Genomic DNA, 23,466 nt, shown 5'->3' on the forward strand with positions numbered 1-23,466 from the left:
CCGTTGCGCAGTCCGGCAATTCGATGGCGCCAGCGCGCAGGGATAGTCGCACCGACGGTTCGGATCAAAAAGTCCCCTACGCTTCTGCGACAGAGTCGGGGTCACAGGCATTCGGTACGCACACCTCGGCGGTCGCGCCCGGAACACCACGCGACGCACAGCTCCGACACCACGCGAAGCCAGCGCGGACCAACTAGCGTCCATTCGCATTCGGGCACCTGCCCCACAGTCGCTGCAGACAAAGGACCTGACCAGGGATGACCGCTGACGAGATCACGCTCACGGCAGGCGATGTTCGGCTGACAGTGTCGGCAGGCACTGGCGGACGGATCAGCAGCTTCACCGTCGACGACGTCGAGCTGCTGCGGCAGGGCGCGACGTTCGGCTGCTTTCCCATGGCCCCGTGGTGTGGCCGAATCCGCGACGGGCGCTTCACCAACGGGTCGGTGGTCCACCAACTCCCGCTGAACGCCGCGCCGCACGCCATCCACGGCACCGTCCGCGATCGACCCTGGAAGGTGACTCGAGCTTCCGGCACCGAGGCTGTCCTGACCCAGGAGTTCGCGGCGCCATGGCCGTTCGCGGGCCGAGTGACGCAATCCTTCGCGCTCACACCGGACTCGGTTGCCTTGACCATGGGCATCACCGCAGATGCCGACGCCTTTCCGGCACAGGCCGGGTGGCATCCGTGGTTCAACCGCAACCCGGTGCCCGGCAGGGCGGGCGTCGCCATCGAGTTTTCGCCGGACTGGCAGGAAGAGCGGGGATCGGACTACCTGCCGACGGGTCGGCGCATCGAACCGCGCCCCGGTCCCTGGGACGATTGCTTCGGCATGCCGAGCGGCGTCGACGTCACCCTGGTCTGGCCGGAGTTCCTGGAGCTGAACGTCGCAAGCCCCGAGCAGTGGGTCGTCGTCTTCGACATGACGGACGAGGCCGTCTGCGTCGAACCGCAGTCGGGTCCGCCGAACGGCCTCGACACACTGCCGCGCCTTGTCACCCCCGACGCACCACTCGCGATCGAATCCAGCTGGCGCATGCGACGTTTGTAATCGCTGTCACCCACGCCTCGCTGACCGCCGCGATCGAATGGAGTGTCGCGCAACTCGGCGATGTGGACAAGGCACTGCTGTTGGGGCTGTGGCCTTTCGAGGGCGGTTTCACCTGGCAGGCCGCCGAGGCGGTGGCCGAATCCGATGCCGCAGCGCTCGCGAACCTGGCCGCGCTCGTCGACCGTTCGGTGGTGACCGTCGAAACATCTTCCGGGACAGCGCGATATCGCATATCGGAAACGGTGCGCCACTACTGGCGGCGCATGAAACAGCCATCGCCGCAACATAATTCCGGCCACGACCCGCTGACCGGCGCGAACTGGCAGGCCCTGGCCGAGCTGCTCACCGACATCGTGGCGCAGCTGCCGATCATTCGGCCACGATGACCGTCAGCGGCAGTCCGCAGTGCAACGGTCCTTCGGTGCGCAACCGCGCGTCGATCGCAGATTCGAGCCGAGCCAATTCCTCGGAATCAATCGGTCGCCCTTCGGCATTACCGGCCGATCAGACGGCCCCGATTCCCCGTGATGCAATGATCTACCCGTGACTCCGTGGCTTCCGCTCCTCAGTTCGTTGGTCGTCGCCGGTGTGGCGCTTATCGGTGTGGTGATCAACAACCGCACCAATCGCGGCGCGATCGCCGCCGCAGACGAGCGGAACCAGGTGATACTCGACGCCGCGCAGCGCACCGTCGAGCTGACCAATACCGCCGCCGAACAGCGTGGACACGAAATGTGGCGGCGCGAAACGATTCTGACGACCGTCAGCTCCGTGCTGGCCGTCGCCACCGAGGTTCGACAGCAGCTGTCGGCCTGCCACCGCTGGAATGTCGGGGGCAGCGACGACATCGACAGAATCGGCGAGGACATCGAGCAGACGATCTGGGGACGCGGCGGGCTCATCCACAAACTTCGTGTGCTGTCGGATCGCGAGATCCCCAGTCGTTGCGAAGATCTGCTGCGCACCCTGACCGCCGCCCGAAATATCACGTTGCAGCGATTGAAGATCGAGATGGACGACGAGGCGACCGGCGAGGAAATGCAGGCCGTTCTCACCCTGTGGACGAAGGCGATCGCGCGGACCGTCGAGGAGGAGCGCTCGGTCATCAATGCGACGCGCGCGGAACTCGGTATCGATGGCCTGAGCGACATTCCGGAGTTCGCGCCCGAGCCGTTGCCGGACCTGGCGCAGACCCCGGCTTAACTGGTCACCATTCGGCGAAGGAACCGTCCTTGCGGTGCCACACCGGATTTCGCCAGCGGTGGCCGTGCTCGGCGGCGCGGGCGACCGCCTGTTCGTCGATCCGGATACCGAGGCCGGGCGCCTCGAGCAGGTCGACGTAGCCGTCCCGGTAGGCGAAAACGGCCGGATCGAGGAGATAGTCGAGCAGGTCGGATCCGGTGTTGTAGTGAATGCCGAGGCTTTGTTCCTGGATGAGCAGGTTCGGGGTGGCGAAGCCGACCTGCAGGCAGGCCGCGAGCGCGATGGGGCCGAGCGGGCAGTGCGGGGCGAGGGCGATATCGCGGGTCTCCGCACAGGCGGCGATCCGGCGGACTTCGGAGATACCGCCCGCATGCGAGAGGTCGGGTTGGATCACGGCGATGCCTTGGTCGAGCACGGTGTCGAAGTCCCACCGTGAATACAGTCGTTCGCCGGTGGCGATGGGAATGCTGGTGGCGCGGGTGATTTCGCCGATCTGGCTGCTCGCCTCCGGCACCAGCGGCTCTTCGACGAAGAAGGGCAGGTAGGGCTCGAGCAGCGGCAGCACGCGCCGTGCCATGGGGATGGAAACCCGGCCGTGGAAGTCGACGGCGATATCGAAGTCGTCGCCGGTCGCCTCCCGCACGGCGGCAACTCGCTCCACGATCGCCATGGTGGCCCGTGGCGTGTCGATCAACTCCAGCTCGGCCGATCCGTTCATCTTGATGGCGGTGAAGCCCTGTCGCTTTCGTTCCAGCGCGGCCTGCGCGACATCGTCGGGCCGGTCACCGCCGATCCAGCTGTACACCCGGATCCGGTCGCGGACCGCGCCGCCCAGCAGCTGCCACACCGGTACCCCGAGCGCCTTTCCCGTGATGTCCCACAGCGCTTGGTCGATCCCGGCGACCGCACTCGACAGGATCGGTCCACCGCGATAGAAGCCGCCTTTGGTGAGCACCTGCCAGTGCGCTTCGATGCGCATCGGGTCCTGGCCGATGAGGTAGTCGGCCAGTTCGTCGACCGCGGCGGCGACCGTGTGCGCGCGGCCCTCGATCACTGGCTCACCCCAGCCGGTGATGCCCTCGTCGGTGTCGATGCGCAGGAAGCACCAGCGCGGCGCAACCAGGTAGGTGGTGAGTGCGGTGATTTTCACCGGGACTCCTTTCGCACGCTCCAGCCGCCGTCGACGACCAGGTTGGTTCCGGTGATGAAGGACGCGTCGTCCGAGGCGAGAAAGGCGACCGCGGCCGCGACCTCCTCCGGGGCGCCGAGCCGGTCCAGGACGGTGGCCTGTGCCGAGAGCCTGCGACCCTCGGCGTCCACGTCATCCCACACGGGGGTGAGGACGGGTCCGGGGAGGATGGCGTTGACCCGCACTCGGGACGGTCCGTATTCGACAGCGAGCTGCCGGACCAGGGCGGTCAGCCCGCCCTTGGCCGCGGCGTAGACCGGATAGCCGGGAAGCCCGAAGTGGGCATGCACGCTGGAGACGGCGACCACGTTGCCGCGCCGAGCGCGCAGATCGTCGATGAAGGTGCGCACACCGAGGAACAGCGGTGTCAGGTTGATCGCGAGACCCTCGTCCCACTGCTGCCGGGTCAGCTCATGTGCGGGGACGGTGGCCTGCATGGATGCGTTGCTGCACAAGAAGTCCAGCGGCCCGAAGCGCTCGGTGACGCGTTCCCGGAGCTCGATCCACGACCTTTCGTCCGACACGTCGCACCCGACGAATTCGGCGCGTTGGCCTGCGGCGCGGATCTTCGCTGCGACCTCCTGTCCCGCGGGTTCGGCGATATCGGCGATGACGACCGCGGCACCCTCGGCGGCGAGGCGCTGCGCGGTGGCCGCACCGATCCCCGACGCGGCCCCGGTGACGACCGCGACCCGGTCTGCCAGACGACTCAATGGTCTTCCTTTCGTGGTCATCGGTTGATGTCGGCCCCGGTGAGCAGACCGAGTTCGCGCCGCAGTGGCAGGCCTTGCCAGTCACCCGGCACCGATACGGCGAATGCGCCGCAGGTGGCGGCCAGGTCCAGGCGGTGCCGGACGGACCTGCCGTCGAGCACGCCTGCGAGGTAACCGGCGACGAACGCGTCGCCTGCCCCCACCGGATCGACGCTGGTGACGGCGATCGGTGGTTGCGTGATCAGCTCGCCGTCGTGCAGCGCGAGCGCCCCTTCGGCTCCGAGTTTGAGCACGACCTGCGAAGGACCTTGTGCGGCAAGGGCTTCAGCCATTTCCGCGGCGCTCGCCGCAGACACGAGCAGGGCCGCTTCCTCCGGTCCGGCGAACACGATGTCGGCACGCGACAACAGCTCGGCCAGTTCCGCCGCGGCCTCCGACGGCGACCACAGCGCGCGGCGGTAGTTGATGTCCAGCGATACCGTCACACCGGAATCGACAGCGCAGTCCAACGCCGTGTGCACGGCGTCGCGCGCGGACGCGCTCAGTGCGGGCGTGATCCCGGTCAGGTGCAGCACCTGCGCCGCGGCGATCTGCGCACGGTCGATATCGTCCGCCGACAACCGCGAACCGGCCAGCCCCCTGCGGTAGTAGGTGACGCAAATCCGATCGGCCGTCCGCCGCTCGCGCAGCATCAGTCCGCTCGGCAGCTCCGGATCGGTTCGACACCGCGAGACATCGACCCGCTCGGCCCGTAACCGATCCAGCACCATCCGGCCCACCGCGTCGTCCCCGACCGTGCCCACCCAGGCACTGTCGTGGCCGAGCCTGCTGACGCCGATGGCCACCGTCGCCTCCGCACCCGCGAAGTCCATCCGCATGGTCGCGCCGGGCGCCAACGGCCCCGGCTCGGTGGCGGCGACGACGCCGACAGCTTCGCCGAGAGTTACCAGATTGCCCCTCATGACAACTGGTCCCTCCCGACGGGCGCACGGTCGCAGCACACGTCGATGTCGCCTCCGGCACAGGCGAGTTCGATGTGCGCCGCAGCGGGCAAGTTGTCCCTCATCGACAACCTCCCCGCGGCGCGGTATACCCGTTCCGGTGAACGCGCGAGACTGCCACCGGCACAAGCAAATCCGACGAACGCGCGACCGACACCACACACCTCGCCGACAGCTTTCCCAGATCGACAGCACATCCGGAAGCGCGACCCACCGAGACCGCCCCCGGCACGCGCGGATCCGAGGTGCCCTCGACCGAGCGAATCGACCCTCATGACAACTGCTCCCGCACGACCGATACGCGTTCACGCAGCGCGTCGAGATCGCCACCGGCACAGGCGTCGCCGATGAGCGGCGAACCTATACCCAAGGCTGCGGCGCCCGCATCCAGGTATGCCTCGATATCGGTGAGACCGACGCCGCCGGTGGGGACCAAGGGGATGTCGGGCAGAGGCGCACGGATGGCTCGAAGGTATTCGGGCCCGCCCACCGAGGCGGGAAAGACCTTGACCATGGTGCTGCCTGCCGCTCGCGCGTAGTGAATCTCGGTGGGGCTGAACGCGCCCGAGATCACCGGGACGCCGAGTCGGCGGCCCTCGGCGATGACCTCGGCACTGACGATCGGGGTGATCAGGTAGGCCGCACCCGCGTCGACCGCTCGGGCGGCGTCTCGGGCGCTCAGCACGGAGCCGACGCCGATGGGGTGGCCCGATCCCGCGCAGTCGCGCAGCGCATCGAGTGCGCCTGCGGAGGTGAGGGTGAATTCCACTGCCGTGATGCCGGATTCGTGCAACACCGCGGCGACTTCCGCGAACCGCGCGGCCGTGGGGGCACGCAGGATCGCGATGATCGGCGTGTCGAGATTCAAGGGGCTATCGGACATCGGATCTCACCAACCCCACGTCGGCGTATGGGGTGGCGGGCAGACCGGTCACGCCAGGCGTGCAGACGAACAAACGACCGGCATCGGGCTCGAGCACGGCCGGTCCCTCGGCGGCGGTGGTGATCACCAGGACATCCAGATCCGGCCCCGCGAAAGCACAGCTGGACACTTGCGACGGGCCGACGTCGATGACGGCACACTGCCGCCCGGAGGGGTCGAAAGCGCGAACCTGGCCGGTACCCCAGACCGCGACCCACACGCGACCGTCCGCGTCGACGGTCAGTCCGTCGGGATCGCCGTCGTCGAATCGTGCGAACGGCCGTCTGCCACCGAAAGTGCCTGTGGCAAGGTCATATTCGAATGCATCGATGCGTTGGGTCGGGCTGTCGGCGTAGTAGAGGATAGCGCCGTCCGGGCTCCAGCCGAGCCCGTTGGAGATCGTCACCCCGTCGCGCAGGATGCCGAGCGTGCCGTCCGGATCCAGTCGGTAGAGAGCGGCGCTGCCCTCGACACCGTCCTCGGACATCGTGCCTGCGAGCAATCTTCCCCTCGGGTCGGCCTTCGCATCGTTCAGGCGCCGCCGAATTCCATCGTCCGGCAACGACAGTGCGGCGACTCGGTCGACGGTGCCGTCGGCCTCGATTCGGTAGAAGGTCGCGCCGGCGGTCACGAGCAGTCCACCGGATGCGCACGGCACCACCGCACTGACCGGAGGGTCCAGCCTGATCGTGGATCGGTGGGCGAGATCCGGACCGCTGTCACCGAGGGTCAACCTCGCGCGGTGGACGTGGCCGCCGCGAATGTCCACCCACAGCACTTCTTCGGTGCGGCTGTCCCACACCGGACTTTCGCACAACCGCCCCGGCGGCGGGCCGCACGGATGCGCGCGCAACATGATCATGATTCGCTCCCGATATCTCGGTTGGCCGACGGCAACGGCGATCACCACCGGTCGGCAGAACATGGCAAACGGTCAGGTCGGTAGTCCGACGGCACGTTCGCCGCTGCGGCGCTGCTGGATGACGACGGCGGCCACCAACAGCGATCCCTGGGCGACGTTCTGCCAGAAGGTGTTGACACCAACGACATTCAGACCGTTGTCCAGCGCGCCGAGCAGCACGACCGCGAGCAGAGTGCCGCCAACCGTGCCCTTGCCGCCTTTGAGTGCACAGCCACCGAGCGCCGCCGCGGTGATCGCCTTGAGCTCGAGTCCTTCACTGCCCGACACCGGCTGGCCGGACCCGGTGCGCGCGGTCAGGATAATCCCGGCAATCGCGGCGACCACGCCCGCGAGTACGTACACCGCGATCAGATACTTATTGATGTTGATGCCTGAAAGCCGTGCGGCGGTGTCGTTTCCACCGATCGCATAGATATTGCGGCCGATGTCGGTGTACTTCAGCAGGACGTGCACCCCCAATGCGACGATCGCGAGGATGATCACCGGCACCGGCAGACCGAGGACCTTGCCCCTGGCGAGGAAGATGAACACGTCGTTGTCCAGCACGAAGCCCTGGGCCTTGCCGCCGGAAATCAATTGGGCGAGGCCCTTGTACGCGGCCAACGTCGCCAGCGTCGCGATCACCGGGTTGACCCGGCCGTAAACAATGATCACGCCGTTGACCAAGCCGAGCACCAGCCCGACGCCGATCGCGGCGAGCACACCGAGTAACGCGTTGCTCGCAGTCGCGGTGAACGCCATCGCGCTGATCACCGAGGCGACACCGGCCTGCGAGCCGACCGAGATGTCCAGCGCACCGCAGATGATCACGACGGTCTGCACCACGGCGAGCAGACCGAAAACCGTCACCGCATCACCGATTCCGGCCAGGTTCGCCGGATCGAGATACCCGTCGTTGAGCCAGCCGAAGATCGCGACGATCACCACGAGCGCACCGATCAGGCTGAGGTTGCCGGTCCCGATGGCGCGCACCAGGTTTCGTGGCGTGAGCGCGGCGGTATAGCGGAGCGCCGGTGGTCGAGTGTCGGTGGCCGCGGGTTCCGTGGCGAGTGCGAGTTGTTGTTCGGTCATCGGTTTCCTCGAGATGTGTGCGACGTCAGGTCTTCGGCCATGGCCAGCGCGAGGATCGCTTCCTCGCTGGCCTCGCTGCGGTCGAGTTCGCCGGTGACGCGGCCGTGCTGCATGACGACGATCCGGTCGGCGAGACCGAGTACTTCGGGTAGCTCCGAGGAGATCACCAGCACCGCAACCCCGGACTCGGCCAGTTCCTCGATGACGTGGTAGATCTCGACCTTGGCGCCGACATCGACGCCGCGCGTCGGCTCGTCCAGGATCAGAACCGCCGGCTTGCGGGCCAGCCAGCGGGCCAGCACCACCTTCTGCTGGTTACCACCGGACAGCTTGCGCACTTCCTGCTCGATCGAGGGCGTCCGCACCCGCAGCGAGTGCACGTATTGCTCGGCGAGGCGCCGCTCGGCGCCGCGCCGGATGAACCGCCAGCGCCGCAAGCGGTCGAGCATCGCGAGCGAAATGTTGTCGCGCACACCGCGATGCAGCAGCAGAGCTTGGGCCTTGCGCTCCTCTGGCGCGTAACCCAACCCGGCCCGCACCGCATCGCGCGGCTGGCGCAGCCGCAGTGGTTTGCCGTCCACCCGGACCTCGCCGGAGCGGATCGGCAGATCTCCGGCCAGCGCCCCGGCCAGCTCGGACCGGCCTGCGCCGACCAGCCCGGCCAGCGCGACCACCTCACCGGCCCGCACCTGCAGGCTGACCTCCCGCACGTCGTCGGTGGTCACCGCGTCGGCTTCGAGCACGACCGGGCCCGGCGCGTGGCGCTTGCGGGTGAACAGCGTGGACAGGTCGCGGCCGACCATCAGCCTGACAATCTCCCGGTCGGTGGTCTCGCCGGTCGGCCGCACGCCCGCGACCGCACCGTCGCGCAGTACCGCCACCCGATCGGCGAGCCGGAAGATCTCCTGCATCCGGTGCGACACGTAGATCACCGCGAGGCCGCGTTCTCGCAACCGGCCGATCAGCGCGAACAGTGACTCGGTCTCGTGTTCGGACAGCGACGAGGTCGGCTCGTCGAACGCGATCACCTTGGCGTCGGTGGTCAATGCCCGCATGATCTCCACCAGCTGACGCTGCGCGGCGGTCAGCTTCGAACCGAGGGCGCCGGGATCGAGGTCGCGATCGAAGCCGAGCCTGGCCAGGTCGGCGCGCACCCGCTCACGCAACGCCGCCCGGTCGACCAGGCGGCCCGCACGGCGTGGCAGCGATCCGAGATAGACATTCTCGGCGACCGAGACGTGCGGCACGATCTCCGGCTCCTGGGCGATCACCCGGATCCCGGCCGCCCGCGCGGCGGCCGGGGTGGCCGGTTCGAACAGCGCGCCATCGAGTTCGAGCGTGCCGCTGTCCGGTCGGTGATCGCCGCCGAGAATTCGGATGAGGGTGGACTTGCCCGCGCCGTTCTCCCCCATCAGGGCCGTCACCGCGCCCGCCGGAAAGTCCAGGCTCACCTCGCGCAGGGCGGGGACCCCGGCGAAGCTTTTGCCGACCCCGGTCACACGCAATCCCGTCAGCTGCATGTGACGCCCGCCTGCTGCCAGTTGCTCGAATCCACCATCGTGGTCGGCGCGAACGCCTCGGCAGGCATCGGCTTGCCGTTCTTCAGGTAGTCGTAGATCGTCTGCACCGCAAGCGCACCCACGTCTTTGCCATTGATGAACAGTGCAGCCTTGAAGCCGGTCGGCTTGCCGCCGCGCCATTCCTTGCACGCCAGATACGCGCCGAGGCCGACACCGAGCACATTGTCCGCGGCGTATCCGGAGTTCTGGATCGCGGCGACACCACCACTGACGTTCTCGTCATTGCAGCCCATGACGATCCAGTTCTTGACCGACCTGTTGCCCGCGACCGTCGCGGAGATCTTGTTCTGCGCGTCCGATGGAGTGTTGTCGGTGCCGACCTCGATCACCCGGACGTCGACGCCCGCCGCCTCCCGGAATGCCTTCTGGTTGGCGTTTACCCGGTCGGTGCAGACGGTCACGTCCTGTTTCCAGGCGTCGATGATCGCGGTCTCTTCCGGCTTCCATCCGGCCTTCTTGAAGTCCTGACCGGCCCTGGTCCCGACCTCGGCGCCCATCTGCGCGCCGCTGAAGCCGACCCGGGGCACGAGCTGATCCTTGGCACACTTCGACGGGTCCGGCCCGCTGGTGCAGACCTGGTCGTCGGAGGTCAGCAACGCGACGCCGCCCGCTTTGGTCAGCTGCGCGACCTGCGGCCCGACCGAGGGATCGGGGACGACGACGATCACGCCGCTCGCCTTCTGATTGACCGCATTGTTGACCTCGGTGACCGCCTTGTTCGCGTCGTTGCCCAGGTTGACCACCTTCAGCTCGACACCGAGTTCGGCGGCCTTGGCCTTGGCGCCCTCCGCCTCGCCGATGAAGTACTCCTGGTCGCCCTGCTTCTGGGCGTACACCAGGCTGATCGTGCCCGTGTTGTGCTGTGGCCCGCTCGTCTGTGAGCCGGTCTCCTTGCCCGATGAGCAGGCGGTCGCGGCCAATGCCAGCGCCACCCCGCACAGCACGGCGCTGGTCCAAGGGCGTCGGTGAGTCGAGGACATGAGCACTCCTACGTGATCTGACGCACAGCGGCGTCGCATAGTGATGCGGGTTACAGTAGGACTTCGGATAACTGTTGTAAATACTGTTGGCCGAAGTGGTCCGGTATGTTTGCCAACATCATCGGAAGGAGCGGGCCCGACCGTGTACCAGCTGACCGCGCGCGACATCAGACGCCGTAACAGGTTCTGCGTACTACAGGCGGTCTATGCCGCCGATGGCCACACCAGCCGACAGGAGATCGCACAGGCCACCGGCCTGTCGTTCGCCACGGTCGGCAACATGATCGCCGAGCTGCTCGACGTCGGCGTGCTCGCCGAACTCGGCTATGACGCTCCCGGCATCGGCCGACCGCGGGCCCGCCTTGCGATCAATCCCGTGCGCGGCACCCTCATCGGTGTCGACATCGCGGAAACCAGCGTCCATTTCGACCTGTTCGACCTGGCCATGTCGGTGCTGCGCTCGGTCGAGATCCCCGTCGATCCCGCGGCCACCCGGCCCGACGACGTCGCCGAACTGATCATCCGCGGCATCGGCGAGCTGACCGCGGGCGATGCCGACCGGGTGCTCGGCATCGGCTTGAGCGTGCCGGGGCTCGTCGAACCCGAGGGCGGGGTCTCGGTGTTCTCACCCTATTGGCACTGGCACAACGTCCCACTCAAGGAACTGCTCGAACGGCGGCTGCCACACCCGCTCTACGTGGACAACCCACTCAAGGCCAGCACCGCGGCACAGCTGTGGTTCGGCGCGGGCCGCGACGTCGACGACCTGATCGTCGTGACGCTGCGCGCCGGCGTCGGCATCGGCGTCGTCATCGACGGAATGCTCTACCGCGGCGTCACCAACAGCGCGGGCGAATGGGGCCACACCAACCTCGTGCTCGACGGACGCGCATGCTCCTGCGGCCGCAACGGCTGCGTCGAGGCATACGTGAGCGCACCGGGCATCGTGCAAACCCTGCGCGAACTCGCCCCATCCAGCCCGCTGATCAGCGGCGACGATGCACGCACCATCGCGGCCATCGCCGCGGCCGCGGCGCGCGGCGACCGTGTGGCACTGGAGGTCATCGACAAAACAGGCCAGTACCTCGGCGTCGCCGTGGCCAACCTGGTGAACCTCTTCAACCCGCGCATCATGGTCTTCGGCGACCTCGTCGCCAACCACCTCGGCACGCCGCTGCTCGAGGTGACCCGCCGCGTCGCCGCACACCATGCAATGTCCGACCCCTTCGACGCGGTGACGCTGCAACTGTGCACGCTCCGGCACAACCCGGCCAGCCTCGGCGCCGCGACCTTCGCCCTGGAGGGCTTCCTCGCCGACCGCGAAACCTTCGGCTCGATCGCGGCTCGCCGCGCCCTGCGCGCCTCGTCGACGTAGAACCCGGAGCAGGCACCAGGTGTGATCGACCCGACGCCACGAACCCGCACCTTCGGTATGGTTGCCTCTTGACTTGAACCGCGCTTCAAGTCAGAAGCTGGTGTCATGACCGAAACACAAAACGACCAGATCTCACTCCACCCGCAGGTCCAGGCCTATCTGGCGCGCCTGGCCGGCTTCAACTTCGGTGCGCTGCACACCTTCCCGCCGGAGCAGGCGCGCGAAGGTCTCCGCCGACAGATTGCCCTGCTCGGCGAGCCGGAACCCATCGCACAGGTCGAGGACCGCACCATCCCGGGCTCGAGCAGCCGGATTCCGATCCGTATCTACACCCCGGACGGCAGCGGCCCCTTTCCCGTGCTCGTCTTCTTCCACGGTGGCGGCTTCATGCTCGGCGATCTGGACACCCACGACGGCTTGGCGCGCAGCCTTGCCAACGGCGCACAGTGCATCGTCGTCTCGGTCGACTACCCGAGGGCTCCCGAACACACTTTCCCCGCGGCGCCCGAGGCCTGCTACACCGCGACACAGTGGGTGGCCGACAACGCAGCGAGCATCAATGCCGATGCCGCGCGTATCGCCGTCGGCGGTGACAGTGCGGGCGGCAATCTGGCGACCGTTGTCGCGCAGATGGCACGAGACAACGACGGCCCGGCGCTGGTCTTCCAGCTGCTGATCTACCCCGATCTCGATTTCCGCAGAACGAATTTCAGCATCCGCGAGTACGCGGGCAAGTACGGCAACATCGGCCGCGAAACCCAGCACTGGTTCATGGACAACTACCTCAACAGCGCCGAGGAGAAGCTCGATCCACGCGTCTCGCCACTGCTGGCCCCCGACTTGGCCCGGCTCCCTGCCACACTCATCATCACCGCCCAATACGACGCACTGCGCGATGAAGGCGAACAGTACGGCGAACGCCTCGAAGAAGCGGGCGTGCCGGTCACGGTCACCCGCTATCCAGGCATGATCCACGAGTTCCTTCGGCACCCCTTCGACGACAGCAAACAAGCACGAGCCGAGGCCGCGGCAGCGCTCGCGCACGCCTTCGCCCGTTGAGGATCGAACAAGGAACCCGGCCGTATCGGCAAGCAATCACGGGCGGGTTCCGTTCATCCAACACACGCGCATGGCATCGGTCGATGCGCACGCCGACGCCATCAGCAGCTTCGCCACCGACGATTGGATACTGACCGGTCCTGAAGGCGGCCAGGCAACCACCGCCGGCAGCAGCCAGCGCCTACGCGCCGACTTCGGCCGTCTTCTTGCCTTCTTTCGCACCACGCTTCTGTTCCCGTTCCGCGACAGCTGGGGTGTCCCGCTTACTCCGTGCGGGTGGCGGCACCCGCGGTGCGTCTTGCGCTGCGCGGTAGGCGGCCATCACCTCCGCCGAGATACGGCCGCGGTTCGATACCTGGTGGCCGTTCTCGGCAGCCCATGCGCGGATGGCGGCGAGTTGCTCGCCACCGGATACGGCCCGCTTCCGGCCACCGCTGGAAGACACCCGGCCCGTCTTGCGCGCCTTCTCCGCCCACGGCGCGAGTGCCGCCCGCAGCCTGGCGGCATTCGCGGCCGACAGATCGATGTCGTACACGCGGCCGTCGACAGCGAAGGACACCGTTTCGTCACCCTGTGAACCGTCGATGTCGTCGACCAGCGCCTCAATGATTCGCCTTGCCACTGTAGATTCCTTTCCGGTGACGCCCGTGCAGATCGCTGGCGACGCTAACACGGCAATCGCCGAAAACTCAGGACAGCGCACGCGCGATTCCCGTGTGTCGATCACGTCGTCAGATGTGCTTCGCAGGACGGCTATTGATCGACGTGCCTGCGGTATAGCGCTGCCACCATTGTTCGAGCAGCGCTGCCATATCAAGGCTCGGATCGATCAACCACCGGGCCTGCAGGCCGTCTGCGAGGGCGAAGAACATCGTCGCCGCGGCATCGGTGTCGAGGTCCTCCGACAGCTCACCCGCTTTCTGCATCTCGCGCAGTGCGCGCGAAAAACCCTCGGTGCCCAGCCGATAGCGCTCCAGCATGTAGTGGTGGGCAGGATGGCGTGGATCCGCGGCGGCCGCCTGCATGTGGGTGAACAGCTCGATCAGTCCGGGCACCGTCGTGTTTCGACGGACGATCTCCACGAATGCTGCGGGCGCGGGGCCGTGCACGGCGGCGAGGTCGGATTCGTCGCGCTTGCGCAGCACGGCGACGAACAATTCCTCTTTCGTCCCGAAATAGTGCAGCAGACCGCCCTGGCTCAACCCGACCGCCTCCGCGAGTTCAGCAATGGATGTGGCCAGGTATCCGCGCTCGGCGATGGTGCGCAGCGCGGCGTCGAGGATCTGTTCCCGCCGTTCGATGCCTTTTCCATAGGGACCCCGTTTCACCACGGGGTCAGTGTAGGCACGGACCCAACACACCTTGCCAGCAAAAACCGAGCACTGTACGGTTTTCGTTCAGACGCACTCCTCGCACCTGCCGTGCCTGCACAGAATGAACAGGAGCACCTCGATGCGACTCCGCCTCAGCAGCCTCTGCCTGGCCGCCCTTGCCGCCGTCACCACGTTCGCGCAAGGCGCACCGGCCGCCGCACAACCGGAGCCGCCCGCGCGGGTCGCGCCGCTCGGCGAGGACTTTCTGTGGGGTGTCGCCGCCTCGGGATTCCAGTCGGAAGGGCATGCGCCCGACAGCAATTGGACCCGCTACATCGCGGCGGGCAAGACCGACGATCAATACCAGAGCTCGGTCGACTTCTTCTCGCGGTATCGGTCCGACATCCAGCTGGCCGCCCAGTTGGGCGTGCGGGTATACCGAATCGGCATCGAGTGGGCGCGCGTACAGCCGCAGCCCGGCGTGTGGGACGAGAACGGACTTCGCTTCTACGACAACGTGATCGCGGCCATCACCGCCGCCGGGATGCGCCCGATGCTGACCCTGGACCACTGGGTATACCCCGGCTGGGAAGTCGACCGCGGCGGCTGGAACAACCCCGGCATCGTCGATGACTGGCTCGCCAACGCACGCAAAGTCGTCGATCGCTATGCCGCGGTCGATCCATTGTGGGTCACCTTCAACGAGCCCACGATGTATGTCCTCAACGAGACGCGCCACGGCGGCATCCCACCACTCGCGGCCCCCGCCATGTTCGATCGGATCGCCCGAGCGCACAACAGCATCTACGACTACATCCACCACACCCAGCCGGGTGCGATGGTCACCAGCAATGTCGCCTACATTCCTGCCGCCGAGGACGCCGTCAACGGTTCGACGATCATCTCCCGCATCGCGGCCGCACTGGACTACATCGGCATCGACTACTACTACGGCACCTCCCCCGACACTCTTGCCGGAATGACCAACTTCACCGAACTCTGGAAGAACCCACTCCAGCCAGAAGGCATCTACTACGCCCTCCAGCACTACGCCCGCCTCTTCCCCGGCAAGCCGCTCTACATCGTCGAAAACGGCATGCCCACCGAGAACGGCCTCCCCCGCGCCGACGGCTACACCCGCGCCGACGACCTCAATGACACCGTCTACTGGCTCCAACGCGCCAAAGCCGACGGCATGAACCTCATCGGCTACAACTACTGGAGCCTCACCGACAACTACGAATGGGGCTCCTACACACCGCGATTCGGCCTCTACACCGTCGACGTCCGCACCGACCCCACCCTCACCCGCCGCCCCACCGACGCCGTCCCCGCCTATACCGCCATCACCCGTGACAACGGCGTCACCCCCGACTACCGCCCCACCCGTGCCCCGAAATCCTGCTCCCTCGTCGACGCCGTCGCCAGCTGCACCGACCCGGTAACCGTTCCCCGCTGATTTCTCCGTCACGCGCGTGATGATCACGCAGTACCCGCCGGGCGGCCGATACGGTTCTCGCCGGACCGAAGCCGATTTCCGTTGACGCACAGCGCGACAGCCTCTCAACCCTGGGAACCGATGCGCATCTGTCGATGCATTCGACCAGCTTCGCTAAATCGATTGCAGGACAACACTTTTAGCGTCCCCGCTGGGTGATCTCCACGACAGTCCGCCGACCCTTCGGCCACGGAATCTCCACCTCCGCCGACTAGCATCGAACTCCGGTCAACGTTCGAAGCGCCCGAGCAAACGACCACTGCATCGCTACCAACGGATGAAAGACAGGTCAGCCGTTGACCTTTGGGCGATTACGCATGGGAGACGATTCGTTCGACAGTGGAACCAGTCTTCTCCAGCCCTGCTCGGCAAGGGCACGCATGTTCACTCTTTACAGCTCTAGGATCGATAGGACGGTATTGATGAAATCGCGCACGTGTTCGGGGCTACTCTCAGGGATCGCGACCATCTCATGCATCTCCGCGGTGACAGTCGGCTATGCACCCACCGCATTCGCGGCACCGAACGCTCCATCGGATCCACTGTGCACGATCACCTACCCCACTCCGGACGACTTTTCCGTCCAGGCATCCAGCGACGCGTTTGCCACCTCGGTCAACAGCGGGTCCATGGAACTGAAGCTGCACACCGACTCTCGGTCGCAGACCGGATATGATCAAAAATTCGCGGTTACCTGGGCGAACATCACTACCGGTCGCAACGGACAGGCCGATACTTCCGCCTTTGTGAAAGGCTCCGACAACACCCTGTCCATCCCCGGCACTGTCACGAAAGCGGGACGGATTGCCCTGGTCCTGAGCGTGACGAACCACGGAACGGGCGATAACTACACCTACGGCGACTGCAGCGTGGAATACATGGTGCCCTAGTCGATCCGAAGCCGCCGGCCCGGCTCATCGAATCCTCGGATTCGATGAGCCGGTGCAGCAAGGCCGCTACGCGCGGGATTCAGCGCAGGTGTGTCTTCAGGAAATCGAGGGCATCGGGCAGCGAGGCCAGGAACGCGCCACTATGGCTCTTGCCCGGATACTTCCGCACGGTGATTCGAACGCCGGTATTCAATTCCTGCAGCCGGTTTCCGTAACTGTCGGTCTCCGCAGGAGGTACGTCGATGTCGGCGGTCCCGTAGCCGATCATGACATCACTGGCGAAGCGGTCCTCGGGGTATCCGGCCAACGTGGTGATATCCGCTTCGAATGTCGGCGTCGGCTCGTCGGGGTCGGCGACCAGTGCCGCGGGGCGACGGCCACCAGCGCGGGCGACCAGATCGGCAAGGCATTCCGACGCCGCCTGTTCCACATAGTCCCTTCCGAAGTCGGAAAGGAAGGGAGTCACGCTGTCGGGGTGCAGCTCCTGCAACGACGCAAGAAAGTACGCCGCGTAGCCCACCTGGTTCTCGGCGCCGGTCGAGGTTCGCTCGAACATCTCCCGCAGGCTCTTGCTCGGGTTGGTGCGCAGCCCCGTGGCTATCACCCCGTTCAGCCCTGCCGCGGAGCCGCCGCCGTTCGCGCCGTAGAGGGCGGCCGCGCTCATCGCGGCATGCGCCCCTTCCGACTGGCCGATGACCACCCATCTGCTCGACAATGGAACGGGCGTCGTGCGAATCGCTGCGACCGCGTCCAGTATCGAGCGCCCTTCGACATTCGTGTTGTAGTAACTGAACTGACCACCGGTACCAAGCCCCTGATAGTCGGGAGCCAGGACCGCATACCCGCTGTCCAGGATCTGATTGAAGTAGGTCTTGTTGCGTTCCGATTGCGGCCTGCGCGAGGGCGCGCAGGAATCGCCGATGCCCGCAGTGCCGTGCGCCCACACCACCAACGGCCACCCGCCCAGCGGCGGCAGGCCTTTGGGCAGGTACAGCGCACCCGATGCCGGAGCGGGCGCGTCGCGCTGATCCTTTGTGGTGTAGACGATCTCCAACGCAACCGCGGCCTCGGCGAATGACCAGGCGGGATCGAGCACTCCGACGCTTTGCAGCTGTCCGAGATCCTGCGCCTGCGCCGATGGCATGGCGATACTGGCTGCGGCGCAGATGCCCAGCGAAGCCGCAATGAGAGCTGCGCGCCGAAAAGACAAGACGGACATGCCGCCGAACCGTACCAGCACAATCCATGAATCACTTTCCCAACACGGCGATGCGATCGCCGCGCTATCGACACACCGAACCGACCATGCGGATTGCACAGCGAATCCTGCACGACGCAAGGCTCGACAAAATCCGACTATCTGTAGCCGAATATGTTCCGGCTCAACCAGTTTCGATGCGTCAACAAGGTCGTGACGGTGCCCGGGGACGCCTGGTACGTTCACCGTCATGCGTCATATACAAAGTCGCCTCGTGGTTGGCCTGTGCGCAGTCGCCGCCGCTGTCGCCGCCGCGGGGTGTTCCGCGCAGCAGGAACAGCATCACGACCCTGCCCCCGTCGCTGCGTCGTCGGCGGCGGCGCACCCGGACCACAATCCGGTCGGCGCGCAGCCCGCCGGGCAGCCACCCAGCGGGTGCCTGCCGCCCCCGATGGGGTCGGACGGCAAGCCGCTGCCCCCTCCGCTGGGATCCGACGGCAAGCCGCTGCCGCCACCGACCGGTGCCGATGGCAAGCCGTGCCCGCCCCCGATCGGTCCGGACGGCAAGCCCCTGCCCCCGCCGCCCGCCCACCCCTGACGATCCGCTCCCGCCTACGGGCGGGAGCTTCTTCTTGTGTACGTGTCCGACCCGGCAATTCAGTTGTCGGGCGGGAATTGCCCCTGCGCCTGGATCGATGTTCCATTCAGGGTGAACGTCACCACGCTCGGTCCACCCTGCGGGCAGCACAGTGCATCCTCGGGCTTCGGCCACCGATACTGCACCGAGACGGTATTCCTGGTCTTTCCGATCACCTCGGTATAGCCGTACGGCTTGGCCGTCGCTGTTCCGAGATACGTACCGTTGGTGAAGAACAGGACGTGAGTTCCGGGATGAATTCCCTGCCAGTCCACCGCCATCCATGACAAGACGCCGGAGCATCCCGCCTGGATCGGGTCGGTGCTCGCGCCCTCGATAGTCCAGCCGCCGCCGGCCGGCGGCGGCGCCAGTCCGGCGATCGCGGAGTTGGCCAGTGCCGAATTCACGTCGAAGCACATACCGTGCCCGCTGCCGTTGGGAGCGGATTCCGGTGCGCCAGGCACAGGTTCCTGCGCAGTCACGGGTTGCGGCGCGGCCTGTTCCGGTGCAACAGCAGGCCCCGGTGCAACAGCAGGCCCTGGTGCCGTCTCGGGCTCCTGGGCAACGGGTTTCGGCGCGTCCGCGGGCTGCTGCGCGATAGGCTTCGGAGCGGCCGCCGGCACCGGTCGGTCGGCGGGCGACACTGTGGCATTCGCCGATGGGACAGGCGTTCCGGTGGTGGCCGATGGCGCCGAAGTCGCGCCACATCCAGCGGTGCCGATGACGACACTCGCGGCGATCGCTATAAAAGCCGACGTCTTGATGTTCATAGCCTCCCTTTCGACCAGTTGACCCGATTGTGTTGTCGACATTCGATTGTTCGTCCGCAAAGAACAGCGTGGCTGCGTTCCACCGCAGCAGCACGGTTCGCACCGAGCACACGAATATCCTTGTGCCGCAATCATTTGTGACACATACCTGACATCGGATCGATGGCTGGGTGCGTTACGGATCAATCGGCGGTCACAGCAATGGACCGTGCCCCCAATTACTGGGTGGTCGACGACACCGGACCGCACTCCAACTCTAGAAGCGGCCCAACCCACGCGGTATCGGACACATGTCCCTGTTTCGTCCTACGGCTGCCGCGCCGCGGCCCTCCGCCACCTAGAGCATCGCCGCCGGGATGGCGGAGATCAGGCCACCGTCGACGAGTAGGTCCTGCCCGTTGATATAGGACGCTTCACCAGAAGCGAGGAAGGCGACCGCGGCGGCTACCTCCTCGGCAGTGCCCACACGGCCGGCGGCGACTGTCGCACCGACGCCAGCCTGGGCCTCGGCGGAGGCCTCGGCCCGGAAAGCCGGGGTGTCGATGTAGCCGGGGCTGACGGAGTTGACTCGGATACCCTTGGGCGCCAATTCGGCTGCGAGGGTGCGGGCCAGGTTGTGCACCGCCGCTTTGGTCGCCGAGTAGAGAGCAGCGTCCGGCACACCGCGGTGCACTGCGAAAGACGCGTTGATCACGATTGCCGCCTGGTCCGACAGCAGCGGAAGCGTCTTCTGGATGGTGAAGAACGCGGCTTTGAAGTTGATGTCCACCACACGGTAGAACTCGGCCTCGGTGACGTCGTGGGCAGCTTGGAAAGCACCGATGCCCGCGTTGGCGAACACCACATCCAGCCGCCCGTACTGCTCGCGAATGGCAGTTGTCAGCGTTTCGAGGTCGGTGAGACTCGCCGCGTCACCAGGAATTCCGAGCGCCCGGTCGCCGAGCTGAGCGACCGCGGCGTCCAGCCGGGTTTTGTCACGCCCGGTGATGATCACTGTCGCGCCTTCGGCGACGAGCCGGTGCGCGGTGGCCAACCCCATCCCGCTGGTGCCTCCGGTGATCAGTGCGATCTTGCCGTCGAATCGGGAACTGTTCTGTGTCATGGGTTCAGCGTGCCGCCGCGCACCGGAGACATACAGTGCGCAGTTATCGTAGGAGTGGCAGTAGCACGTTCGGGACCGGTATCGAACCGCCCATCCCTGTCAGGCGGGGGCCGCGAGGCGCAGGTGCCGTAGTCGTTCGAGTCGGCCGGCGGTATCGGTGCCGGGCTGCGGGTTGTACAGCACGAGGGACCAGTCGGGGTGGTCGGCGACTGTCAAGGTCGTCGCGTCGAAGAACAACGCACCAGCCTCGGGGTGGCGCAGCGCATTGACTGCCTGAATCGGCACGCCTACCTCATGGCGTTCCCACAGTTCGGCGAATTCGGGGCTCACCGCACTGAGATCGTCCACCACCCTTCGGAATTCGGAATCGCCGGGAAAGTGCGCCGCGTCGGCGCGATAGGCGGCAACGACAGCGGCGCAGGCCGACGCCCACACCTCGGGCATCGCGCGGTATCGGGGATTGGTGAAGAACGTGATCAGGCAGTTGTGGGCGGTGTTATCGAAGCCGAACACCGTCCGGGCGGTGTCGTTGAACGCCAGCACGTTCCAGTAGCGATCCCGCAGCACCGCAGGCCGTTGCTCCCACGCATCCAGCAGGTGCCGCATCTCGGAGGTGACCTCGGTGGCCCCTGTCCGCACGTCGGTAGACGGCGGGTTGAGACCGGCGAGCAGATACAGGTGCGCACGCTCCGGCTCACTCAGCAGCAGGGCTCCGGCAATGCCGTCGAGCACTTCGGTCGAGACCGTGATGTTGCGGCCCTGCTCGAGCGAGGTGTACCAGGACACTCCGACCCCGGCCAGCAGCGCGACCTCTTCGCGCCGCAGCCCGGGAGTCCGTCGCCTGCCCGCCGCCGGAATTCCGACATCCTGCGGTGCCAGCCGCGCCCGGCGGGTGCGTAGGAAGTCACGGAGCTGCTCGCGGCGGCGCTGCGTGGATTCACTGACCATAGGCCACGGTAACAACGAAAGTACGCGCGCAAGAAACCGCTGTGCGGGGGTCGGCGACGGCCGGTCCGGTAGCGAGATCGGGCGCGAGGACTATCCGAGTCGGTGCTCGTCGACGGAAGCACTCAGGCTCGTGCCGTTGAGATCCAGGTAGAGCAGGCGCTCGGTGACCGACAGCGTCATGGTGTTGCGGCGTCCGAGCGCGGCGACAGCGGCATCGATGAAGTCGCGATCGAAGCTGTAGACGGGAATGGCTTCGGCACGATGGATCCGTTTGCCTGCGAGTTGGGCCAGTACTTTGGCCGGATCACGATGGGTATAGACGGCGGCGCGGCCGGCCAGCTTGCTGCCTCGGTGCAGACGTTCCGCGTCGGGGGCGCCGACCTCGATCCAGGCGGTGAGCCGTCCGGTGAGATCGCGCACCAGCACCGCGGGCTCGTCGGTCGCCGAAATGCCGCCGTCGCTGAAGGCGATGCCGTCCTGGTATTCGAGGCAGTACGCGAGCAGTCGGGTCAGCATGTATTCGGCGGTTTCGGACGGGTGACGCGCTATCCGCAACTCCAGGTCTTGGTAGACGTCACGGTCGACGTCGGCCAGTTGGACGGCGAAGTTGTGCAATGTTGCGCTGAGGGCCATAAGAGCAGAAGCCTAAACCTGATACGACCGCCCGGATCGTCAGAGACCACCGCCAGTGGTCTCTGACGAGCAGCTCCAGTGGTTGGTTCAGCCGGTGGACGAGCAACAGCCCGCGCGGTGTGGCCCACTCGTGCGGCCACCTTGACCAGCCGAAAGGGATCCCGGGGCCGCGTCGACACAGCCCCGGGATTCGGCGACACCGATCAAACGGTTTCGACCACCGCCGCGTCTTCGATCGCCGTATCGTCCGCATCCGTGGTGCTGTCTGCTTGCGCACCGTCGGCAGGCTTGGCTGGATCTGTCGTGCGTCGAGTGCGAGCGGCAGGTCGTGCGATCGCCGACGCCGGGGTTGCGGGGAGACCCGCTGCGACCTGGCCGGTACTGGACCCGTTGAGCACAGACGAAACCTGAGCGACTTGTCCCGCGACGGGCGCGGCGGCGGCGATCGGCTGTGCGGCAGGGAGTCCGGTCGGTACAGCCACAGCCGCGGACGACGCCGCATTGCGATCGCGCTGCGGACTGCCGGTCTGCCCACTCTCGTCGACAGCGTCTTTGTCGCCATCCTCTTTGTTGAGCAGCCCTGGCAGTGATTGTATAAGCGGCGCCGCCATCATGCCGAGCGGCATCAGCGCCTGCATCAACCCGTCCAGACCGCCGCCACCGCCGCCGCCTCCCCCACTGGCGCCGTTGTTTGCGGCGGCGGCGGTCGCCGCGGTGGCCGCGGTGGCGCTCCCGATGCCTATGGGGTGTTTTTCGCCTGGGTCGGCTATATCTTGATTGAACTCCGAGACCGAATCGACCTGGTCGAAGACGGCCTCCAGGGCAGCCTCGACCCGCCGCCACAACGCCGTCTCCTCGGCAGGCTTCAGCTCAGCGGTTCCGACAGCTTTCAGCTCGGTTTTCAATCTGGCGACGATGCCATGGATGGCACGTAGCGCCCTTTTCCGCTCGTCTGCCACGGTGCCGGACGCTTCGTGCACCTTCCAATCCATGTGCAGCAACGACTGCTTCAACTTGGCCACGAAGGCCTCGATCTTCTCGTATATCTCGTTCGCCTGGCTCTCGCCGAAACTCCCGCCCGGCGCAGACTTCAGCAGGTCGTCCATGCGCGGCGGGAGGATCGGCCCACCGCAGCCGAGCAGGTCGATCGCGGTTTTAATCGCCCTCTGGGCCAACATCAACTCTGCCTTGAAGCGGGCTGACGCGCCGGGCGGCGGCACCAGACGCCACCAGGAATCCCCGTTCGGCGCGGGTTCTCCCGGCAGGATCTTGGGGTCGGCCGGATCACTGGGCGGCGCTGGGGGCGTACTGCGCCCACGCTTGGGCGGAACGCCAGGTCCGATGTGCGGCGGCGCGGGATCATCGGGATCCCGCGGCATCGGATCGCCGGGCCTGGGATCAGCGGGATCC

The 23,466-nt window shown here is 66.5% G+C and carries 24 protein-coding genes; 8 read left to right on the top strand and 16 right to left on the bottom strand.

Features of this window, described 5'->3' with window-relative positions; genetic code table 11:
* Nucleotides 1-257: 257 nt before the first annotated feature.
* The 3 genes from OHA42_RS33930 to OHA42_RS33940 all read left to right on the top strand — a co-directional run bounded on the left by OHA42_RS33930 (nucleotide 258) and on the right by OHA42_RS33940 (nucleotide 2,255).
* Nucleotides 258-1,052: an aldose 1-epimerase gene (locus OHA42_RS33930; protein ID WP_406232010.1), complete on the top strand. Its 795-nt coding sequence runs from the start codon at nucleotides 258-260 to the stop codon at nucleotides 1,050-1,052.
* A 62-nt stretch (nucleotides 1,053-1,114) separates the two neighbouring features.
* Entirely contained in the window at nucleotides 1,115-1,438 is a 324-nt protein-coding gene (locus OHA42_RS33935) for a hypothetical protein (RefSeq protein WP_406232012.1), read from the top strand.
* 157 nt (nucleotides 1,439-1,595) lie between these two features.
* The gene (locus OHA42_RS33940) at nucleotides 1,596-2,255 is read left to right on the top strand and encodes a hypothetical protein (RefSeq protein WP_406232014.1); all 660 of its coding nucleotides are present in this window, start codon (nucleotides 1,596-1,598) and stop codon (nucleotides 2,253-2,255) included.
* Between the two features lie 4 nt (nucleotides 2,256-2,259).
* On the opposite strand, the gene dgoD is transcribed toward OHA42_RS33940, so the two are convergent.
* The 8 genes from dgoD to OHA42_RS33980 all read right to left on the bottom strand — a co-directional run bounded on the left by dgoD (nucleotide 2,260) and on the right by OHA42_RS33980 (nucleotide 10,633).
* On the bottom strand, nucleotides 2,260-3,405 hold the full coding sequence (gene dgoD / locus OHA42_RS33945) for a galactonate dehydratase (protein ID WP_328404642.1): 1,146 nt from the start codon (nucleotides 3,403-3,405) through the stop codon (nucleotides 2,260-2,262).
* Complete coding sequence (locus OHA42_RS33950) at nucleotides 3,402-4,157, bottom strand: SDR family oxidoreductase (RefSeq protein ID WP_328404644.1); 756 nt, start codon at nucleotides 4,155-4,157, stop codon at nucleotides 3,402-3,404. The genes dgoD and OHA42_RS33950 overlap by 4 nt, the downstream gene beginning before the upstream one ends.
* Nucleotides 4,158-4,174: 17 nt before the next feature.
* Entirely contained in the window at nucleotides 4,175-5,119 is a 945-nt protein-coding gene (locus OHA42_RS33955; RefSeq protein WP_406232016.1) for a sugar kinase, read from the bottom strand.
* A 310-nt stretch (nucleotides 5,120-5,429) separates the two neighbouring features.
* Nucleotides 5,430-6,041, bottom strand: a complete 612-nt coding sequence (locus tag OHA42_RS33960) for a bifunctional 4-hydroxy-2-oxoglutarate aldolase/2-dehydro-3-deoxy-phosphogluconate aldolase (RefSeq protein ID WP_406232018.1) — start codon at nucleotides 6,039-6,041, stop codon at nucleotides 5,430-5,432.
* Nucleotides 6,031-6,942: an SMP-30/gluconolactonase/LRE family protein gene (locus tag OHA42_RS33965; protein ID WP_406232020.1), complete on the bottom strand. Its 912-nt coding sequence runs from the start codon at nucleotides 6,940-6,942 to the stop codon at nucleotides 6,031-6,033. The genes OHA42_RS33960 and OHA42_RS33965 overlap by 11 nt, the downstream gene beginning before the upstream one ends.
* Before the next feature lie 72 nt (nucleotides 6,943-7,014).
* Nucleotides 7,015-8,073, bottom strand: a complete 1,059-nt coding sequence (locus OHA42_RS33970) for an ABC transporter permease (RefSeq protein ID WP_406232022.1) — start codon at nucleotides 8,071-8,073, stop codon at nucleotides 7,015-7,017.
* Nucleotides 8,070-9,593 carry a sugar ABC transporter ATP-binding protein gene (locus tag OHA42_RS33975; RefSeq protein ID WP_406232023.1) on the bottom strand — a complete coding sequence of 508 codons (1,524 nt, stop codon included), beginning with the start codon at nucleotides 9,591-9,593 and terminating at the stop codon, nucleotides 8,070-8,072. Before OHA42_RS33975 ends, OHA42_RS33970 begins: the two co-directional genes overlap by 4 nt.
* Complete coding sequence (locus OHA42_RS33980) at nucleotides 9,584-10,633, bottom strand: substrate-binding domain-containing protein (RefSeq protein WP_406232024.1); 1,050 nt, start codon at nucleotides 10,631-10,633, stop codon at nucleotides 9,584-9,586. The genes OHA42_RS33975 and OHA42_RS33980 overlap by 10 nt, the downstream gene beginning before the upstream one ends.
* 142 nt (nucleotides 10,634-10,775) lie before the next feature.
* Between OHA42_RS33980 and OHA42_RS33985 the strand changes: the two genes are divergently transcribed.
* Nucleotides 10,776-12,008, top strand: a complete 1,233-nt coding sequence (locus OHA42_RS33985; protein WP_406232026.1) for an ROK family protein — start codon at nucleotides 10,776-10,778, stop codon at nucleotides 12,006-12,008.
* 105 nt (nucleotides 12,009-12,113) lie between these two features.
* Entirely contained in the window at nucleotides 12,114-13,067 is a 954-nt protein-coding gene (locus tag OHA42_RS33990) for an alpha/beta hydrolase (RefSeq protein ID WP_406232028.1), read from the top strand.
* Nucleotides 13,068-13,248: 181 nt separating this feature from the next.
* Here the strand turns inward: OHA42_RS33990 and OHA42_RS33995 are convergent, their stop codons facing one another.
* Entirely contained in the window at nucleotides 13,249-13,689 is a 441-nt protein-coding gene (locus tag OHA42_RS33995; RefSeq protein WP_406232029.1) for an Lsr2 family protein, read from the bottom strand.
* 109 nt (nucleotides 13,690-13,798) lie between these two features.
* The gene (locus OHA42_RS34000; protein ID WP_328404664.1) at nucleotides 13,799-14,398 is read right to left on the bottom strand and encodes a TetR/AcrR family transcriptional regulator; all 600 of its coding nucleotides are present in this window, start codon (nucleotides 14,396-14,398) and stop codon (nucleotides 13,799-13,801) included.
* Nucleotides 14,399-14,519: 121 nt separating this feature from the next.
* Between OHA42_RS34000 and OHA42_RS34005 the strand changes: the two genes are divergently transcribed.
* Both OHA42_RS34005 and OHA42_RS34010 read left to right on the top strand, forming a co-directional pair.
* Nucleotides 14,520-15,839, top strand: a complete 1,320-nt coding sequence (locus tag OHA42_RS34005; RefSeq protein WP_406232031.1) for a family 1 glycosylhydrolase — start codon at nucleotides 14,520-14,522, stop codon at nucleotides 15,837-15,839.
* 461 nt (nucleotides 15,840-16,300) lie between these two features.
* Nucleotides 16,301-16,768, top strand: a complete 468-nt coding sequence (locus tag OHA42_RS34010) for a hypothetical protein (protein ID WP_406232033.1) — start codon at nucleotides 16,301-16,303, stop codon at nucleotides 16,766-16,768.
* A gap of 79 nt (nucleotides 16,769-16,847) precedes the next feature.
* Here the strand turns inward: OHA42_RS34010 and OHA42_RS34015 are convergent, their stop codons facing one another.
* Nucleotides 16,848-17,987, bottom strand: a complete 1,140-nt coding sequence (locus OHA42_RS34015) for an alpha/beta hydrolase family protein (RefSeq protein ID WP_406232034.1) — start codon at nucleotides 17,985-17,987, stop codon at nucleotides 16,848-16,850.
* A 229-nt stretch (nucleotides 17,988-18,216) separates the two neighbouring features.
* On the opposite strand from OHA42_RS34015, the gene OHA42_RS34020 reads away from it, so the two are divergent.
* Nucleotides 18,217-18,564 (top strand): hypothetical protein, encoded by a 348-nt coding sequence (locus OHA42_RS34020; RefSeq protein ID WP_406232036.1) that lies wholly within the window; start codon nucleotides 18,217-18,219, stop codon nucleotides 18,562-18,564.
* Between the two features lie 59 nt (nucleotides 18,565-18,623).
* Here OHA42_RS34020 and OHA42_RS34025 read toward each other — a convergent pair whose 3' ends face one another.
* The 5 genes from OHA42_RS34025 to OHA42_RS34045 form a co-directional block, all read right to left on the bottom strand.
* On the bottom strand, nucleotides 18,624-19,373 hold the full coding sequence (locus OHA42_RS34025) for an LppP/LprE family lipoprotein (protein ID WP_406232037.1): 750 nt from the start codon (nucleotides 19,371-19,373) through the stop codon (nucleotides 18,624-18,626).
* 337 nt (nucleotides 19,374-19,710) lie between these two features.
* Nucleotides 19,711-20,475: a glucose 1-dehydrogenase gene (locus tag OHA42_RS34030; RefSeq protein WP_406232038.1), complete on the bottom strand. Its 765-nt coding sequence runs from the start codon at nucleotides 20,473-20,475 to the stop codon at nucleotides 19,711-19,713.
* A gap of 99 nt (nucleotides 20,476-20,574) precedes the next feature.
* Nucleotides 20,575-21,423 carry a helix-turn-helix transcriptional regulator gene (locus tag OHA42_RS34035; RefSeq protein WP_406232040.1) on the bottom strand — a complete coding sequence of 283 codons (849 nt, stop codon included), beginning with the start codon at nucleotides 21,421-21,423 and terminating at the stop codon, nucleotides 20,575-20,577.
* 90 nt (nucleotides 21,424-21,513) lie between these two features.
* Nucleotides 21,514-22,056 carry a YaeQ family protein gene (locus tag OHA42_RS34040; RefSeq protein ID WP_328404680.1) on the bottom strand — a complete coding sequence of 181 codons (543 nt, stop codon included), beginning with the start codon at nucleotides 22,054-22,056 and terminating at the stop codon, nucleotides 21,514-21,516.
* Between the two features lie 203 nt (nucleotides 22,057-22,259).
* The gene (locus tag OHA42_RS34045) at nucleotides 22,260-23,435 is read right to left on the bottom strand and encodes a hypothetical protein (protein WP_406232041.1); all 1,176 of its coding nucleotides are present in this window, start codon (nucleotides 23,433-23,435) and stop codon (nucleotides 22,260-22,262) included.
* Nucleotides 23,436-23,466 lie beyond the last annotated feature (31 nt).

The organism is Nocardia sp. NBC_01009, assembly GCF_045208035.1.
GTDB lineage: Bacteria > Actinomycetota > Actinomycetes > Mycobacteriales > Mycobacteriaceae > Nocardia.